The sequence below is a fragment of the Neobacillus sp. 114 genome (assembly GCF_030127045.1).
Classification (GTDB): Bacteria; Bacillota; Bacilli; order Bacillales; family Cytobacillaceae; genus Neobacillus; species Neobacillus rhizophilus.
Genome location: NZ_CP126144.1, coordinates 3,249,521 through 3,265,685 on the forward strand (window position 1 = coordinate 3,249,521; position 16,165 = coordinate 3,265,685).

The 16,165-nt window shown below is 43.3% G+C and carries 15 protein-coding genes; all 15 read right to left on the bottom strand.

Features of this window, described 5'->3' with window-relative positions; translation table 11 throughout:
- Positions 1 to 57 precede the first annotated feature (57 nt).
- A complete protein-coding gene (locus QNN06_RS15840; protein WP_284035406.1) occupies positions 58 to 996 on the bottom strand; it encodes an MBL fold metallo-hydrolase in 939 nt (312 codons plus the stop codon).
- Positions 997 to 999: 3 nt separating this feature from the next.
- Positions 1,000 to 2,559: an acyl-CoA synthetase gene (locus tag QNN06_RS15845; RefSeq protein ID WP_217037333.1), complete on the bottom strand. Its 1,560-nt coding sequence runs from the start codon at positions 2,557 to 2,559 to the stop codon at positions 1,000 to 1,002.
- Between the two features lie 190 nt (positions 2,560 to 2,749).
- Positions 2,750 to 3,892: an acyl-CoA dehydrogenase family protein gene (locus QNN06_RS15850; RefSeq protein ID WP_284035407.1), complete on the bottom strand. Its 1,143-nt coding sequence runs from the start codon at positions 3,890 to 3,892 to the stop codon at positions 2,750 to 2,752.
- A gap of 178 nt (positions 3,893 to 4,070) precedes the next feature.
- Positions 4,071 to 5,123 (bottom strand): phosphotransferase family protein, encoded by a 1,053-nt coding sequence (locus tag QNN06_RS15855; RefSeq protein WP_284035408.1) that lies wholly within the window; start codon positions 5,121 to 5,123, stop codon positions 4,071 to 4,073.
- Complete coding sequence (locus QNN06_RS15860; protein WP_284035409.1) at positions 5,098 to 6,312, bottom strand: acyl-CoA dehydrogenase family protein; 1,215 nt, start codon at positions 6,310 to 6,312, stop codon at positions 5,098 to 5,100. Before QNN06_RS15860 ends, QNN06_RS15855 begins: the two co-directional genes overlap by 26 nt.
- A gap of 444 nt (positions 6,313 to 6,756) precedes the next feature.
- Positions 6,757 to 7,932, bottom strand: coding sequence for a dihydrolipoamide acetyltransferase family protein (locus QNN06_RS15865; protein ID WP_284035410.1), 1,176 nt, complete (start codon positions 7,930 to 7,932; stop codon positions 6,757 to 6,759).
- A gap of 73 nt (positions 7,933 to 8,005) precedes the next feature.
- Positions 8,006 to 9,001, bottom strand: coding sequence for an alpha-ketoacid dehydrogenase subunit beta (locus QNN06_RS15870; protein WP_213115439.1), 996 nt, complete (start codon positions 8,999 to 9,001; stop codon positions 8,006 to 8,008).
- A 12-nt stretch (positions 9,002 to 9,013) separates the two neighbouring features.
- A complete protein-coding gene (locus QNN06_RS15875; protein ID WP_217037327.1) occupies positions 9,014 to 10,018 on the bottom strand; it encodes a thiamine pyrophosphate-dependent dehydrogenase E1 component subunit alpha in 1,005 nt (334 codons plus the stop codon).
- 58 nt (positions 10,019 to 10,076) lie between these two features.
- The gene (locus QNN06_RS15880) at positions 10,077 to 10,844 is read right to left on the bottom strand and encodes an SDR family NAD(P)-dependent oxidoreductase (protein WP_217037326.1); all 768 of its coding nucleotides are present in this window, start codon (positions 10,842 to 10,844) and stop codon (positions 10,077 to 10,079) included.
- A 20-nt stretch (positions 10,845 to 10,864) separates the two neighbouring features.
- A complete protein-coding gene (locus QNN06_RS15885; RefSeq protein ID WP_284035411.1) occupies positions 10,865 to 11,923 on the bottom strand; it encodes a zinc-dependent alcohol dehydrogenase in 1,059 nt (352 codons plus the stop codon).
- Positions 11,924 to 12,014: 91 nt separating this feature from the next.
- Complete coding sequence (locus QNN06_RS15890) at positions 12,015 to 12,833, bottom strand: enoyl-CoA hydratase (RefSeq protein ID WP_213115435.1); 819 nt, start codon at positions 12,831 to 12,833, stop codon at positions 12,015 to 12,017.
- 19 nt (positions 12,834 to 12,852) lie between these two features.
- A complete protein-coding gene (locus QNN06_RS15895) occupies positions 12,853 to 13,560 on the bottom strand; it encodes an ABC transporter ATP-binding protein (RefSeq protein ID WP_213115434.1) in 708 nt (235 codons plus the stop codon).
- Positions 13,553 to 14,278, bottom strand: coding sequence for an ABC transporter ATP-binding protein (locus tag QNN06_RS15900; protein WP_307852007.1), 726 nt, complete (start codon positions 14,276 to 14,278; stop codon positions 13,553 to 13,555). The genes QNN06_RS15895 and QNN06_RS15900 overlap by 8 nt, the downstream gene beginning before the upstream one ends.
- On the bottom strand, positions 14,265 to 15,275 hold the full coding sequence (locus QNN06_RS15905; RefSeq protein ID WP_284035412.1) for a branched-chain amino acid ABC transporter permease: 1,011 nt from the start codon (positions 15,273 to 15,275) through the stop codon (positions 14,265 to 14,267). The genes QNN06_RS15900 and QNN06_RS15905 overlap by 14 nt, the downstream gene beginning before the upstream one ends.
- Positions 15,272 to 16,141: a branched-chain amino acid ABC transporter permease gene (locus tag QNN06_RS15910; protein WP_217037322.1), complete on the bottom strand. Its 870-nt coding sequence runs from the start codon at positions 16,139 to 16,141 to the stop codon at positions 15,272 to 15,274. Before QNN06_RS15910 ends, QNN06_RS15905 begins: the two co-directional genes overlap by 4 nt.
- Positions 16,142 to 16,165: the final 24 nt, after the last annotated feature.

Sequence of the window (16,165 nt, forward strand, 5' to 3'; positions counted from 1 at the left end):
GTTATAATTATAATTTCTATGATAGGTTGAAAATTCCTCTTGGGGTATTTTTTCTATTTATACACCTTCATAATACCAAGTACCATTATGCAAACTTTTTGTGCACTGATTTTTAAAATAAAGATATTCCAGGTGTGCTAATGTTTCACCAACAGCAAAGCGTGTTTCGTGAATGTTTAAATTTTGAAACAAATGCCCGTTAACTTCGTAGATGGTCCTTGGTTGTTTCAGCACCTCACAGACTTTTTCCAATCGCTCCTGATGATGTGCCAATAATTCATCGATTCTCTGGTTGGCTCCTTGAAAAGGTTTGCCATGGGAAGGGATGACGTACTCTGCATCCAATACTTTTATTTTTTCAAGAGATTGAAAAAATGCTTCTAATGGATTGCGGATACCCCGGAACCAATAAGAGATATTTGGCGAAATTCTCGGCAAAATATGGTCCGTTGAAAAAAGAATACTATGTTCCTTGTTAAAAAGGCTAATTAATCCATCTGAGTGTCCCGGGGTGAAAATCACCTCGTATTCATAACGGCCGAAAGGGATTTTCATTCCCTCAATGAGATGACGGTTTACTGTAGGATAAGGTTTTACTTTAGCATTAAAACTATTTTCATCTGATGTTAGAATCATGGATAAATCATCAGGAAAACCAAAGGTATCATAATGCTGCTTCATTTCAGCGATCGATTCTGGTTCCCAGCAGTCTAGTCCTGTCTTTGCATCCACTTCGGTCATCCAAACTTCGGCGTTGGTTAATTGCTGTAAAGTCCCGGCATAGCCAAAATGGTCGGGATGATAATGGGTAATGATAATATCTTGGACATCATGTTTTTCAATAATTGGCGTCCAGATATCCCTGGAAACCTCCGTGTTTAAACCTGCATCGATGATAGTCCATCCATTTGCTCCCTCGGCTAAAAAACAATTCACGTGATTTAAACGAAAAGGAAGCGGGACGGTTACTTGTGTGACTCCTATTTCTGTAAGCAAAATTTACGACTCCTTTCTGGTACTTTCTAATTCTCTTAAAACAGTTTTTAGAATTTTTCCTGCCGCATTCCGTGGCAATTCCTCCAAAAATTCAACATAGCGCGGTTTTTTGTAGCTGGCTAAGGCACTTGAACAAAAGTTGATGACCTCTTGTTCAGTTAACCTTTTCCCATTGCGCAGGACAATTAACGCTTTTACAGTCTCGCCCCATTTAGGGTCCGAGACACCAATAACTGCAGCATCAAGAACATCAGGGTGGGTATATAATACCTCTTCAATTTCTTTCGGATAAATATTCTCACCGCCGCTGATAATCATGTCCTTTTTACGGTCAACAACGGAAATATATCCCTCTTCATCTGTCACTGCCAAATCGCCGCTGTGCAGCCATCCGCCTCGAAACGCTTCCGCTGTTGCCTCAGGATTTTTATAATAGCCCTTCATAACCGTCGGACCTCTGAAAATAATTTCGCCAACCTGTCCCGGTTCAACATCGAGCATCCGCTCATCAACAACCCGAATCTCGACATTGGTAAAAGACAATCCCACCGAGCCAGATTTATTTAAGGAATCGGTAGGTTTTAGCGTTGTAGTTCCAGGAGAGGTTTCTGTCTGGCCGTAAGTATCAAAAACTCCTGCATTTGGGAAATGCTTCATGAGTCGTTTTTTCAATTCTAATGGTGTGGAAGCAGCAGCAGTACAAAGAACCCGCAAACTTGAAACATCAAATTCTAAGAATCTCGGATGTTCCAATAACATATTCCACATGGAAGGGACCATGAAACTATACGTAATCCTCTCAGCTTCAAAGGTTTCCAATACGCGTTCCGGTTCAAATTTATCATGAAAAATAGACCTTCCTCCCATGAGAATCACCATGGAGAAGGCAGAAATCCCGCCAATATGGAACATCGGAGTCGTAATTAATTGGACCTCATCCTTTGTAAGGCCGAATTCAAGAGAATAGTTCATGGCATTCATATAAACATTCTTATGTGATAGGACAGCACCCTTTGGTTTGCCTGTTGTCCCGGATGTATAGCAAATTAAGAAATCATCATCATCTTCAAGCTCAACCAAACTTGGAGTATATGGATTGGCAAAAATTTGATTATATGGATAATGGGAATCATTATGTAGGCTGTTATCATCAACCACAACAATTTCTTCTAGGTTCAGAAGATGGTTTTTTATAGTTTCTATCGTAGAAACAAGTTTGTTGTCAACCACGATCATTTTTGCTTCAGAGTTTGTGAGAATATACTCAATTTCAGCTGGCTGTAACCGGAAGTTAATCGGAACAGCGACAGCCCCTATTTTGGCTAAGGCATATAAACACTCTGCATACTCAATCCGATTAAACAGTAATAAGGCAACCTTATCACCCTTTTGAATACCTTTGAATTGGAGCCATCCAGCCAGGACGTTGACCCGATTATTTAGATCTTCATAGGTTACCCGCACCTCATTGCTCACTAATGCAATCTTATTGGGAAACCTTCTTGTTGACCGCTCAAGCATTTGGTCTACTAACAATTGTCTTGATCGAATGAAATCTATCATGGTATCGCTCCTTAACTGACAAAAAGTTTAAAATTGAAAGGTTACTATATTAAAATTCCATTTATAATCGAAAATCCCTCCATTTATCGTAATTTTCAAAAAATATTTTTAAATAAAGGGCCGGATCCCGCTATGATTGTAATCCGGAAACTTGACAGGTCAGACCCCTTAAGAGAAGTTTTCTTTAACTCTAAAGAATTATATCGGCAATATTTTCCATGATAGTTTCAGCTTTTTGTAGGTTTACCCTTGCTATTCGAATTTCCTTGTACCACCGCTCGATTGGCAGGTCACCGGCGAACCCCGAACCGCCGTGTATTTGCACAATATCATCGATGACTTTTGAAGCAGTTTCGGTTGCCTGCAGTTTTGCCATTTGTGCTGCAAGCTGCCAATTCTGTTCCTTTGATTCTATTTTTTTGGCTGCATCGCTTACCATTAATCTTGCAGCCTGTAGATTCAAAAATGATTTTGCCAGCATGGTACGGATAGTTGGAAATTCAGCTAGCGGTTTCCCTCTAGTAATTCGTATCATTGCATATTGTTTCCCAAATTCAAGCGCTTTGGTAGCTATGCCGATGCTTTTTGCACCAAGCAATACCTGTGCCTCTGCAAGCCAGTGCTGAACGAGAGCCGTGCCTTCCCCTATTGCCCCAACTCGTTGACAATCGTTGACGCGGATATTTTCCAATACAATACTGTGAGTTGATTGAACATCAATCATCACGGTTTCCTTAATACTAAGTTGATTGGCCTCCAGTAAAAATAAGGCTGGCTGATAATCGCCATTCTCTAATTGACAGTTTACAAGAATGACACCAAAGGAAGATTGAGCCATGTTTTGTATGAAAGCCTTATGGCCATTAATGATCCACTCAGTTCCGTCCTTTATAGCTGTCGTGGTCAATCTGTCAAGATGGTTATCTTCTTGTTCCTCCCATACGGCAACAAAACATCCCTTGCCCAGGCTGATGGCAGGCTTTATATATTTATCAATCTGCTCCCGCGAACATTTGTCCAAAAAACTTGGGAAATCTCCGCCAAATGCATCGCCGGCAGGATGGTAGAGTCCCAGTCTGTGCTTAGCGGCTTCCTCAAGCAAAACAGCTCTTGCTGATAATGACAATCCTGTCCCGCCCCATTCCTGTTTAGCATGCAATGCCTGTAATCCCGCCTTTTTGGCCTCGGTTTGGAGATGGGCGACAACTTCTTCGGAAAGCTCTTTTACATACTTTTCAGGTGCATGTTCTGCGGGCAGAACACGGTCTTTGATAAAGGCATGGACGGTCTTTTTTAGTATTTCGAGCTCAATATCTACTATTGTGTTGGACATGTGTTTCACTCCTTTGTTAAAGGCTAACTCCTAAATAATCCGTGGGAATCCAATTCGCTAATAAACGGGGATAATTCGCTAATAAAACTGCTAAATTCGCTAATAAAAGTCGGAAATTCGCTAATAGACGGCTAAAATCCGCTAATAGAGAAGCTTTTTTTAGCTTAATTAAACCTTTTTATCGCAAAAGCTCCTTCCGCTGTGCTTTTGCTGCTTGTTTTAGCAGGTTTTTAATGCCCGTATCTAGTTTGCCAAAGCGTTCATCCGGTGCTTCGCCAATTTTCCAGCGGTAATAAAGTTGCTGAAGGATGACGGCAATTTTATAAAAAGCAAACGTTAGATAATAATCAATGTTGGATACGTCACGGCCGCTTTTCTTCGCATATCGTTCTAACATTTCTTTTCTGGAGAGAAAACCGGGATTGGCTGTAACGGACGTCAACCCGCTATCTTCCTCACCAGGTTCCGCCCAGTAGGCGATCGCGGAGGCTAGATCTGTCAATGGGTCCCCGATTGTACTTAATTCCCAATCAAAGACGCCGACGACTTCTCCTGGGTTGCTGGCAGAAAACATCATATTATTTAATTTAAAGTCATTATGAACGATAGATGGTGCGGGTGAAGATGGGATATTGTCAATTAACCACTTCTCTAATTTTTCAACAGAAGGAATATCATCTGTTTTCGAGTTATGGAATCGTTTAATCCAGCCATGCACCTGCCGGCTTAAGTACCCATCCGGATATCCGAAATTTTGCAGCCCGGCTGCTTCATAATCTACGGCGTGCAACTGTGCCAGGGTATCCACAACAGCATTGGAAACTAGTAAGCCGGTATTTTCTCGGGTTTGAAACTCATCAGGCACGGAATCATCAATCACGACACCTTCTTTTTTCTCCATCACATAAAAGTGCCGCTCCATAATCCTTGAATCCTCACAATAAAGAAAGGGTTTAGGTGCTAATGAAAAAACGCGATTTAGTTTCTGAAGGATGATAAATTCTCTTTTCATATCATGAGCTTTAGGAGGGATGGCGCCAAACGGTGGTCTTCTTAATACTGCCTGCCAATCTCCGATTTTGATAAAGTACGTTAAGTTTGAGTATCCTGCTGAAAAAGCTTTGACCTGAATGGATTCGTCACTTAGCACGGGGATTTCCTGCTTAAGATACTCTTCAACCTTTGACCAGTTCACTTCAGTTACTTTATTTTGGAACTGCTGCTGGCTCATTCAATCTCTCCTTTTCTTGATACTCTTTTAAAACGTGTCTCGCTACGACCATGCGGTGGACCTCGTCAGCACCATCATAAATGCGGGCGGCTCTTGCTTCACGGTACAGGCCCTCGAGCGGTGTATTAGGGGTTAAACCGTACATTCCAAGAGTTTGAATGGCACGGTCAATCACATTGTTCAGTACTTGTGCACCGTAAAACTTGATGAGGGATACTTCTTTGCGGGATTCATCGCCCTGGTCCATTTTCCAAGCTGCATGCAATGTTAGGAGTCTCGAAGCTTGTATTTCTGCTTCTGAATCTGCAATATAGTTTTGAATTATTTGCGAGTCTGCTAGTGTCTTTTTACCATCTTTTTTCGTTAAGGAATAATCAATCATTTCATTTAATGAGCGGCGGGCAACACCAATCCAGCGCATGGCATGGGTAATCCGGCCAGGGCCTAAGCGCAGTTGGGCCAGCTTAAAGCCTTCGCCGCGTCTCCCGAGCATGTTTTTCTCCGGAACACGGCAGTTATTAAAGCGAACTTCACAGTGTCCGCCGACATAATGGTCACCCATGACGGGAACCTCACGTACAATTTCGAAGCCTGGGTTATCGGTATCAACGATGAATAGGCTGGTTCTGTGATATGGGTCTGCAGCGGGGTCGGTCACCACCATGGCGATGGCGAAAGCAGCCCCCTCAGCTCCTGTTGTGTACCATTTATGGGCGTTTATCACCCATTCATCACCATCTTTGACAGCCGTGCCTTGAAGGGTTCTTGGATCAGAACCTGACACTTCCGGTTCGGTCATCGCAAAACAAGAGCGAATATCGTAGTTTGCGAGAGGACGTAAATATTTTTCCTTTTGATCTTCTGTTGCCGCATGAACCAGAATCTCACCGTTACCTGCATCTGGGGCCATGGAACCAAAGATATACGGTCCAATTGGACTTTGGCCAATCACCTCAGATAGCAACCCTAAAGAAACGAACCCCATTCCCATTCCGCCGTATTCCTTCGGTAAATGTGCGGCCCATAATCCGTTATCTTTTACTATTTGCTGCAAGGGCTTTAAGTTTTCATCTGACAGCCCACGATGTGGAACCATGTACTTCTCATTAGGAAATACATATTTATCCATAATTTCCGAAGCTTTATCGAGCATTCTTCGTTGTTCTTCACTTTCTGTGAAATGAAACACGATGGATCACTCCCTTATTGATTTTTGGCGGATTTTACAAACTATTTCGTCTCTTTATAATTCTTAAAGACTGTTTTACCATTTTCAGTGCGGGTTTTGTCCTTTAGAGCCGTTCTTAAGGACGGTTTCACCGATTTCAAGACGAGTTTTGTCCTTTAAAGCCGTTCTTAAGGACAGTTTCACTGATTTCAAGGCGGGTTTTGTCCTTTAGAGCCGTTCTTAAGGACAGTTTTACCGATTTCAGTGCGGGTTTTGTCCTTTAGAGCTGTTCTTAAGGACAGTTTCACCGATTTCAAGGCGAGTTTTGTCCTTTAAAGCCGTTCTTAAGGACAGTTTCACCGATTTCAAGGCGAGTTTTGTCCTTTAGAGCGGTTCCAATAGTAACCAGCAACAAGAAAAATAAGAAAGTTAGTGATATGACCAAAGATAACCAAAAAGGCTCTCTTATACCAGGCTATGAACGGATAGATTTTCAAGAGCATTCTTCACGGCATTGGTAAATCCGGCAGCTGTTACACCATCAATAAACCGATGATCATAAGCAATTGACAGCTTCATCATCGGGGCTACCACAATTTCGTCAAACTCATTTACGACAGGGGTTTTTTGGATGCTGCCAGCAAAGATAATCGTTGATTGTGGAGCATTGATAATCGGTGTACCTGTTTCGATACCAAGGCTGCCCAAATTCGAAACGGTAATCGTTCCGTTTGCATAATCATCCAATGTTAACTGATTATTATTTGCTTTTTCAGATAGGGCTTTAATTTCTTTCGAGATTTCTGATACTGATTTGCTGTCAGCATTTTTCACTACCGGCACCACTAATCCTTGCCCGCTGTTGACGGCAACGGAAATGTTCACATCTTCAAACACAACAATTTTATTTTCCTCTAATCTACTATTTACGATGGAATACTCTCGTACCACATTCGCAACAGCCTTTACAATTACATCGTTAATCGAAACACCCCCTAACTCCTTCTTCGCCTTTAATACTTGGGTCATATTGACACTGACGATTTGGGTAAATTGTGGGATGTTTCTCCAGCTGTTTAACATGTTTTCAGACATAGATTTTTTTACATGGTTTAAAGGAATCGTTTCTTTAATCCTAAGTTCAGCAGTTGTTTCCGTAACGGCAGCAGCATTTTGGACATCCTTTTCAGTAATGAGCCCATCTTTTCCGGTTCCAATCACCGTAGCAAGGTCAATTCCCAACTGTTTGGCAAGCTGGCGTGCTTTCGGTGCGGCTTTGCCGCCTCCGCCTACCTTCCCTGCTGCTTCTTGTTTCTCAGCCACAGCCTCAACTGCTGCAGCAACCTGCACTGTTGCTTCTTCCGCAGGTTGTGCTTCTAAATATGGGGAAAGGTTAATCTCTTCATCCTCTTCGGCAAGAATGGCAATAACCGTATTAACAGGCACCTCTTGTCCCTCTGGAATGATAATCTTACGCAGGACGCCTGAATTCATGGCTTCAATTTCCACTGTGGCTTTTTCTGTTTCCATTTCAAAAAGGTAATCACCTTTCTCGACAAAATCACCTTCTTCCAATAACCAATTTGCTACCGTTCCTGCCTGCATCGTGACACCGAGACGGGGCATTTTAACTTCATTCATCCACATTTCCTCCTTTTAATAGTATGTAAGAATCGCCGAATACATCCCGAATAGATGTATTCGGCGTCATCGACTAGTATTCTAGTAATTCTTTAACCACTTCAATAATTTGATTTTCGCTCGGACGGTAGAATTGCTCCAAATAGATACTTTGGGCTATCGGAACATCCGGGCTGCCAATTCGCTTGATCGGGGCATGAAGATCGAACAAGGCCTTTTCCGCAATTTGTGCAGCAATTTCGGCACCGCAGCCGCCTGTTTTTGGTTCTTCATGGACAATCAGCACCCTTCCTGTTTTCCGTACAGACGCTAGGATCGTATCCATGTCTAATGGCGCAAGTGTTCTCGGGTCAATCACTTCCGCCTCAATTCCGTCTTTCGCCAAGGTGTTCGCGGCATTCAAGGCTGTGTGTACCTGCAGGGCGGTAGCAATAATCGTTACATCCGTTCCCACACGTTTTACATCAGCCTTTCCGAGCGGAATTAAGTATTCCTCCTCAGGAACATCACCTTTCATTCCATAAAGAAGCTTATGTTCGAAGAAAAGTACCGCATTATTGTCTCGAATCGCGGTTTTTAATAAGCCCTTTGCATCTGCTGGTGTGGATGGAATCGCAATGTGAATGCCGGGAGCGTGCATAAACAATGCCTGCGGGCTTTGCGAATGTTCCGGACCGGCACCGCCGGCAATCCCAACCGGTAACCTTAATGTGACCGGCACTTCCATCTGACCGCCATGCATATAGCGCCATTTACCAAGTTTATTAAACACCTCATCAAAGGCTATTCCGACAAAGTCACCGAACTGTAATTCAGGTATTGGCCGTAGCCCCGTTATGGCCATCCCCAAGGCCGCACCTACAATCGTAGTTTCCGCGATAGGTGTGTCAAACACGCGCTGGCCGCCGAATTTTTCGTACAAACCCTTCGTGATGGCATTAATCCCGCCAAATTTACCAACATCTTCACCAAATAAAACGGTACTTGGATCGCGCTCCATTTCCTCCACTAAGGCTTCAATAATCGCTTCGCGCATGGTAATTGTTTTTACTTTTACAGCTGTCCCCATCGTTATCCCTCCTTAAGCATATAGGCCTTCAAAAATTCGATTTGGTTCTGGCAGCGGCGCATTTTCGGCTACTTTAATAGCAGCATGAATTTCATATTCCACCTGTTCATCAACATTTAATAGATCGTTCTCTGTACAATATTGATTTTCTAGCAATTTTTTCTTAAAGCTCTTAATCGGATCACGGTTTTCTTTCCAGTCATTTAAGACAGCCTTGTCAACATAATCATAGGCATCACCTTCGAAGTGGCCCCGGTGGCGGAAGGTTTGAGCCTCAATGAAAGTAGGACCCTCACCAAGTTTGGCTCTTTCAACCGCTTCCTTCACCACTTCCTGCATTAATAGAACATCGTTGCCATCGACTACGCAGCTTGGAATTCCATAACCCCAAGCCCAATCTGCTAAATGCTCCCTGACCGAATGTGTTTCTTCAAAAGTAGAAGAAATAGCATAGCCGTTATTCTCGCAGATATAGACGACCGGAAGCTTATACAACCCTGCCCAGTTAAGGGAACCGTGCAATGGTTCACGAGATGCTGCTCCATCACCAAAATAGCAAACTGAAACCTGGTCAGTGCCTCTTAATTTAGCAGAATAGGCTGTCCCTACAACAATATTAAACTGGGATCCAATCGTTCCGCATTGGCCCAATACGCCTCTTGAAGGATCGGCGCTATGTACAATCCCTGCGCCCAATCCTCTTGTGGTTCCCTCTACCGTCCCCAGGAAGTCCCCGTAAATTTTAGAGAGAGGTACGCCTTTAGCAATCTTTTGATTGCAGCCCCGGTGATTATAGAAGATATAATCTTCATCACGGAGGATATTCGTGATAGAACCCACTGAGACACTTTCTGAACCGATACCGGAATGATAGAACCCGGACACTTTCCCTTCATGCATTAAACGAATCAGGTGTTCATCAAATTTCCTGATTTTCACCATTTCTCTGTAAAACTTAATTAAATCCTCTTTCCGGTAATCACTGAGCTTAATTTCCTTTTGATAGATTTCAGCCAAAGTACTCACTCCTTTAATTTTTATAATTTAACGTAGTAAACCTACGGTAAATACTTGATTACTGGGCCGCGATGCCGCCATCGACCGGCATAATCAGTCCGGTAATATAGCTGGATTCATCGGAGGCCAGAAATAGAGCAGCGTAGGCTATCTCTTCCGGTTTCCCTACTCTTCGAAGCGGATTGCTTGTGAATGCCTTTGTAAATGCCTCATTTTTCAACACATCCGCGATCATCGGCGTGTCAATCGCTCCAGGACAAATACAATTGACGCGGATATTGTATTTACCATAATCAACGGCCATCACACGTGTAAGTGCCACGACTCCGCCTTTTGCGGCGGAATAGGCATCAGCACCCGGCACGCCGACAATCCCATTTAATGAGGAATTGTTGATAATACTTCCGTAGTTTTGCTTCTGCATAATGGGCAGCACATGCTTAGACAACAAATAAACACCGTTCAAATTGATGGAAAGAATATCATTCCAATCTCTTTGCGGTGTTTCAATCAGCGATGCCATTTTATATTTTGAACGGGAAGAAAATCCTACCCCTGCATTATTAAAGACGATATCGATTCGGCCGTAACGGTCCATTACTTCTTCGACAAGAGCGATGATATTATCCTCGTTGGATACATCTGTTTGAAAAAATAATGACTCATGCCCTTCCAAATTGATTTCATCCTCCACACTTTTTCCGTTCTGTTCATTCCACTCAGCAATAATCACCTTGGCACCTTCTGCTGCGAATAATTTCGCTGCTGCTTTCCCTTGACCGCTACCTGCACCTGTAATAATAGCTACCTTATCTTTTAATCTCATTTTCTGCTCCTTTTTAAAAATTAGAATTCTATCATGACCTTCACGGATTGATGTGGGTCCATTTGGGTCTCAAATGCTTCTTTGGCATGCCGAATTGGGAAAGTATGGCTGATTAAATGGCGGGTCTTAACTTTCCCTTCCTTTAATAGCGAAATCGATGAAAGGAAATTCCCGCCTAACGCCCCAATAATCCTTGGCATTTTATGAACGATCTTGGTTGTATCGATTTGCGCTTTTTTCTCAGGCAGGCCGACAAAGGCAATCGTTCCGCCGCTTCGGACAATCTCAAACGATTGTTCCACAGCGGACGGGGCACCGGCAGCATCGACAACGATATCTGCCATTGCTCCTTCATTAAAATGGTAGGGGCCAGCGCCGGTTATGTCTTTGAGCCTCTCGATAACATTTTCCTTGGCTGCATTGATAACCAGATCAGCCCCGGATTGGATGGCAGCCTGCAGGCGAAACTCGGAAACTTCCGTGACAAAAGCTTTTTCAACGGAATATGCTTTGAGCACCTGCATGACTGTGTTTCCGATTAAGCCAGCACCCATCACAACCACTTGATCGCCAGCTTTTGGCTGGCAAAGCTCGACTGTGTAGGCCGAGACAGAAACCGGTTCTATCGTGGCGGCGGTTATATCGTCAATTTCATCAGGAAGGTGATGGAAACTTACCCCGGCAATGGCGTTTGGTATTCTGACATATTCGGCAAAAGCACCTGGCTGACCATAACCAGTAGAGTTTTTAAACAAATCGGGACATAGGGTGTATTGATGGTTTTTACACCAATAGCAGGTGCCGCACACACCGGCATAAAAACCTGTCCCTCTTTCTCCCGCCTGGATTCCTTGGACATTTTTCCCGACTTTTACGACCTCACCGGAAAATTCATGGCCCATAATCTGCCCTTTGTTGATATATAAACCCGTGCCGTAACTATGGACATCTGAGCCGCAAATTCCACAATATTTCACCTTTAGCAGGATATCGTTTGGACCAATTTCCGGCAGGGATACATTTTCGATACGCAAATCGCGGGGGCCGTAATAGACAGCTGCCTTCATCGTACTGTTCATCTAGATTTACCACCTTAAAATTAAATTTTACAAATCAGTATTTTTATAAAAGAAGACAGCAAGAATGGGCGAGCATATACATTTGTTAAAATCATATGGACGATTTAAAAGATTTATCTCGTTCATCGAAATATTTTTTCAAGTCTCCGCGTTTATGATTACCCATCCCATTTCTTGCTTCTTCAGTAGAGTGGCTTAACAAATGGGAGGCAAAGTGCATTTTCATGGAATTGGTGAAGCCCATATTATCAAGGGTATTGTTAATCGACTCTTTGACGAGTGAAACCGCCATTGGCGGCATGAGGGCCACTTTTTTGGCCATTTCATAGACTGCTGTATCGAGTTCCTCTCTAGGAACCACTTGATTGATCATCCCAAGACGGAACGCTTCATGAGCGGTTAAACTATCACCGGTAAATAGCAATTCTTTTGCTTTTTTCTCACCGACCACCCATGGCAAGATCATCACTTCTTGACTATTGGCACCCATTCTGACAACAGGATCATTAAACACGGCATCCTCTGAAACGATGACGATATCGGCCATTAACGCCAATACAAGCCCTGCGGCGATACAGTAACTATGAACCTGAGAGATTAAGGGCTTGCGAATATTCCGCAAATACATAATTTCATCAAAGTAATATTTTCTCTCCCATATAATTCGTTCTTCGGAAGTACTCGGATATTGTTCTTCGGCTGATAAATCATGTCCAGCAGAAAAACAAGGACCTTCCCCATTAAAGATGATGACCCGAATATCATCGTTTTTCTCTGCTTGGCGAAAGGCTTCGCCCATCTCCAGAATCATCTTTTTATTGATCGCATTTCGTTTTTGCGGACGGTTCATCGTCACCCAAGCAATTCCTTCATCAGGCGATTCTTTATATACAATCGTTTCAAAGTCCATAACCGGCATCTCCCTTCCGTTAAAACCCCAGATAAATTTTTCTGACCCGATCATCATTTAATAAGTCAGATGACTGGCCTTCGAGGCCGATCTTGCCTGTTTCAAGAATATAAGCCCGGTCGGAAATCTTTAACGCGGCATTGGCATTTTGTTCCACTAATAGTATGGTGGAGCCTTCTTCGTTCATCTTTTTAATCATCTTGAAAATTTCGGCAACAATGATAGGGGCTATGCCTAACGATGGTTCATCAAACAAAAATAACTTAGGCTTTGCCATAATCGCCCGGCCAATCGCCAGCATTTGCTGTTCCCCGCCGCTCATCGTTCCCGCCATCTGCTGGCTTCGTTCCTTCAGCCGGGGAAAAAGGTCAAAGATGTGTTCCAAATCCTTTTTGATGGCAGCCTGTGAATCCTTGCGGCGGAAGGCACCCATCTGCAGGTTTTCATAAACAGACATGTCAGGGAAAACATGTCGTCCTTCCGGAACATGCCCAATTCCCATCTCCACAATTTTATGGGAGGTCATCTGGTGGATCGGCTCTCCCATAAAAGTAATCGACCCTCCAGAAGCCCTTTTAATCCCGGAAATCGTTCTTAATAATGTGGTCTTCCCCGCACCATTTGAACCAATAAGGGTTACGATTTCGCCCTCATTGACCTCCAGTGAGACATCATGGATGACCTGTACTTTATCATAATGGACTTGAAGATTCTCGATTTTAAGCAAGTGCCTCACTCCCTAAATAGGCTTCAATCACACGAGGATTCTCCTGGATTTCCTGTGGTGTTCCTTCAGCAATTTTCTTGCCGTACTCCAATACGACGATTTTGTCGCACAAGCCCATGACGGCTTTCATATCGTGTTCAATCAAAATAATGGTCACACCTAATTTGGTCCGGATTTCTCTTAGTAAATGCACCAATTGCTTCGTTTCCTCCGGATTCATTCCGGCGGCAGGTTCATCGAGGAGAAACAGCTTTGGTTCTGTTGCCAAAGCAATACCAATGGCGAGCCGGGTTTGATAGCCTAGGCTCAAGTTTTCAGCAGTGGTATCTTTATATTCGCTGACACCGACGAACTCCATAATCTCGTGTGCCTTTTGTTCCAGCTGGCGCTTCGTTCTTGATGGGTCTTTTCTCTTCATCACGTACTGTCCAGTTGTGATATTTTCATAGACAGATAATTTTGGAAAAACCTGCGTATGTTGAAAGGTTCTCGTCAAACCCAATTCTGTAATTTGAAAAGGATTTAAGCCTGTAATCTTCTTTCCTTCAAAATAGACTTCTCCTTTTGAAGGCGGGAAAAAGCAGGTGATGCAGTTAAAAAGCGTACTCTTTCCGGCCCCGTTTGGACCGATAATCCCCAAAATATCCCCTTGCTTAACCGTAAACGTAACATCGTCGAGTGCCACTAGCCCTTTAAAAAATCGGCTAATTCCTTTCACTTCCAGCAATGGCCGCCTCCTCCTTTCCTGTCGACAGAAGATTTTTTTCGCTATGGTGTTTCTTTTTCCGGACAAAGCTCTTAATGAGACCAAGAATACCGTCACGCATAAACATAATCGTTAAAACAAGCAATCCTCCGTAAATCACCATCCGCCATTCCGATACACTGCGTAACAGCTCAGGCAGGAAGATTAGGAAGGTTGTGCCTAAAATCGGTCCGATGATGGTTCCCATTCCCCCGATAATGACCATCAGCAGTATACTGACAGACTCTGAAACCGTAAAGGAATACGGGGATATATAGGAGTTATAGGATGCATAAAGACTGCCCGCAAACCCAGCGAGCGCAGCACTTAACGTAAAAGCAAAAATCTTCACTTTCCAGGTATTAATCCCGACAAACAACGCGAAGTTTTCGTTTTCCCGGATGGCGATCATGGCTTTACCCGTTCTCGAGCCAATTAACAGCTTCACGAACAAAACTACCAAAACCGCACTGATTAATATTAAGTAATAAAAGTGTTCACGTAGGGCAAAATCAAGCCCGAGAATATTAGTTGGAAATGGAATGTTATAAATACCGTTTGGTCCGCCGGTTAAATCTCTCCAGTTATAGATAGTTAAGCGGATAATCTCGCCAAAACCCAAGGTAACGATAGCAAAAAAGTGGGTTTTAAAGCGCAGTACCGGAAGCCCAATTATAAACCCCAACACCCCCGCAACGATTGCCGCAATGGGGAAGGAAGTCCAAAACGAAAAGCCTGCTGAAGTTGTCAAGATGGCACTTGTGTAGGCGCCAACTGCAAACAAGCCGACATGGGCAAACGATAGCTGTCCCGTATACCCGACCATCAGGTTAAGGCTGGCAGTTAAGATGACCCAAATCCCAATTTGATTGAGAATGTGGATTAAATACGAGTCTAACAGGAACGGCAAGACGGAGAGAACAACCAAGACCGCGATAATCGCTCCAATTTTCATGCGGTTATTGTTCATCTTCTCGCCCCCCCAAACAAGCCATTAGGTTTTAGTAAAAGAACCAAAATTAACAGAATATATCCAACTAAATCTTGGTAGGAAGCAGCCCAGAATAGAGAGGTAAACGTTTCGGCGTACCCCATAACAAAGGCACCGACAATTGCACCCACGACACTCCCCATACCGCCAAGAATGACAATAATAAAAGCTTTCAAGCCTGGCCCTAAACCCATCGTCGGGTCAACGACATAAAGTGAACCAATTAATCCGCCCGCCATCGCCGCCATACCGGCACTAATCGCAAACACCAGGCCGTATGTAAGGTTTATGTTGACTCCCATCAGGGCCGATGCATCCTGATCCTGTGATGTTGCCCTTAGTGACCTTCCAAACTTCGTAAATTTAATGACCCAAAATAGAACCGCCACTAATAATGCCGTCAGCAACAGCACCATTAAACGATGGGTAGAAATAGTAGCACCAATGATTGTAAAACTCTTATCAGAAAAAGGAGTCGGGATGCTTCTCATTCCTGTCCCTGCAATCTTCAAAACTAGATTGCTAATAAAGATGGATAACCCAATGGAAGCTAATAAGGTATTTAACATCGCCGTATTTCTGAGCGGCCGGAAAATATAGCGCTCAATCAAAAACCCAAGGCCGCCGACAATCAACATGGCCGCTAGAATCGCTACAAAGAAGTTAATCTGATAGACACCAACCATAATAAACGTAGTAAAAGCACCCAGCATATATAATTCACCATGTGCAAGGTTAATAACATGCATAATACCAAATACAAGGGTAAAACCAATCGCCATTAAACCATAAATGCTGCCACTCACTAGTCCATCCAGTATAGATTGAATTATTTGATCTCCCATGATTACCCCCCTTTTAGAAATAGA

Excerpts from the sequence above, each read along its gene's own strand:
- QNN06_RS15890 (WP_213115435.1), bottom strand. The coding sequence starts at position 12,833 with ATGGACTTTGAAACGATTGTATATAAAGAATCGCCTGATGAAGGAATT.
- QNN06_RS15850 (WP_284035407.1), bottom strand. The coding sequence starts at position 3,892 with ATGTCCAACACAATAGTAGATATTGAGCTCGAAATACTAAAAAAGACC.
- QNN06_RS15910 (WP_217037322.1), bottom strand. The coding sequence starts at position 16,141 with ATGGGAGATCAAATAATTCAATCTATACTGGATGGACTAGTGAGTGGC.
- QNN06_RS15870 (WP_213115439.1), bottom strand. The coding sequence starts at position 9,001 with ATGGGGACAGCTGTAAAAGTAAAAACAATTACCATGCGCGAAGCGATT.
- QNN06_RS15855 (WP_284035408.1), bottom strand. The coding sequence starts at position 5,123 with ATGAGCCAGCAGCAGTTCCAAAATAAAGTAACTGAAGTGAACTGGTCA.
- QNN06_RS15885 (WP_284035411.1), bottom strand. The coding sequence starts at position 11,923 with ATGAACAGTACGATGAAGGCAGCTGTCTATTACGGCCCCCGCGATTTG.
- QNN06_RS15905 (WP_284035412.1), bottom strand. The coding sequence starts at position 15,275 with ATGAACAATAACCGCATGAAAATTGGAGCGATTATCGCGGTCTTGGTT.
- QNN06_RS15845 (WP_217037333.1), bottom strand. The coding sequence starts at position 2,559 with ATGATAGATTTCATTCGATCAAGACAATTGTTAGTAGACCAAATGCTT.
- QNN06_RS15865 (WP_284035410.1), bottom strand. The coding sequence starts at position 7,932 with ATGAATGAAGTTAAAATGCCCCGTCTCGGTGTCACGATGCAGGCAGGA.
- QNN06_RS15880 (WP_217037326.1), bottom strand. The coding sequence starts at position 10,844 with ATGAGATTAAAAGATAAGGTAGCTATTATTACAGGTGCAGGTAGCGGT.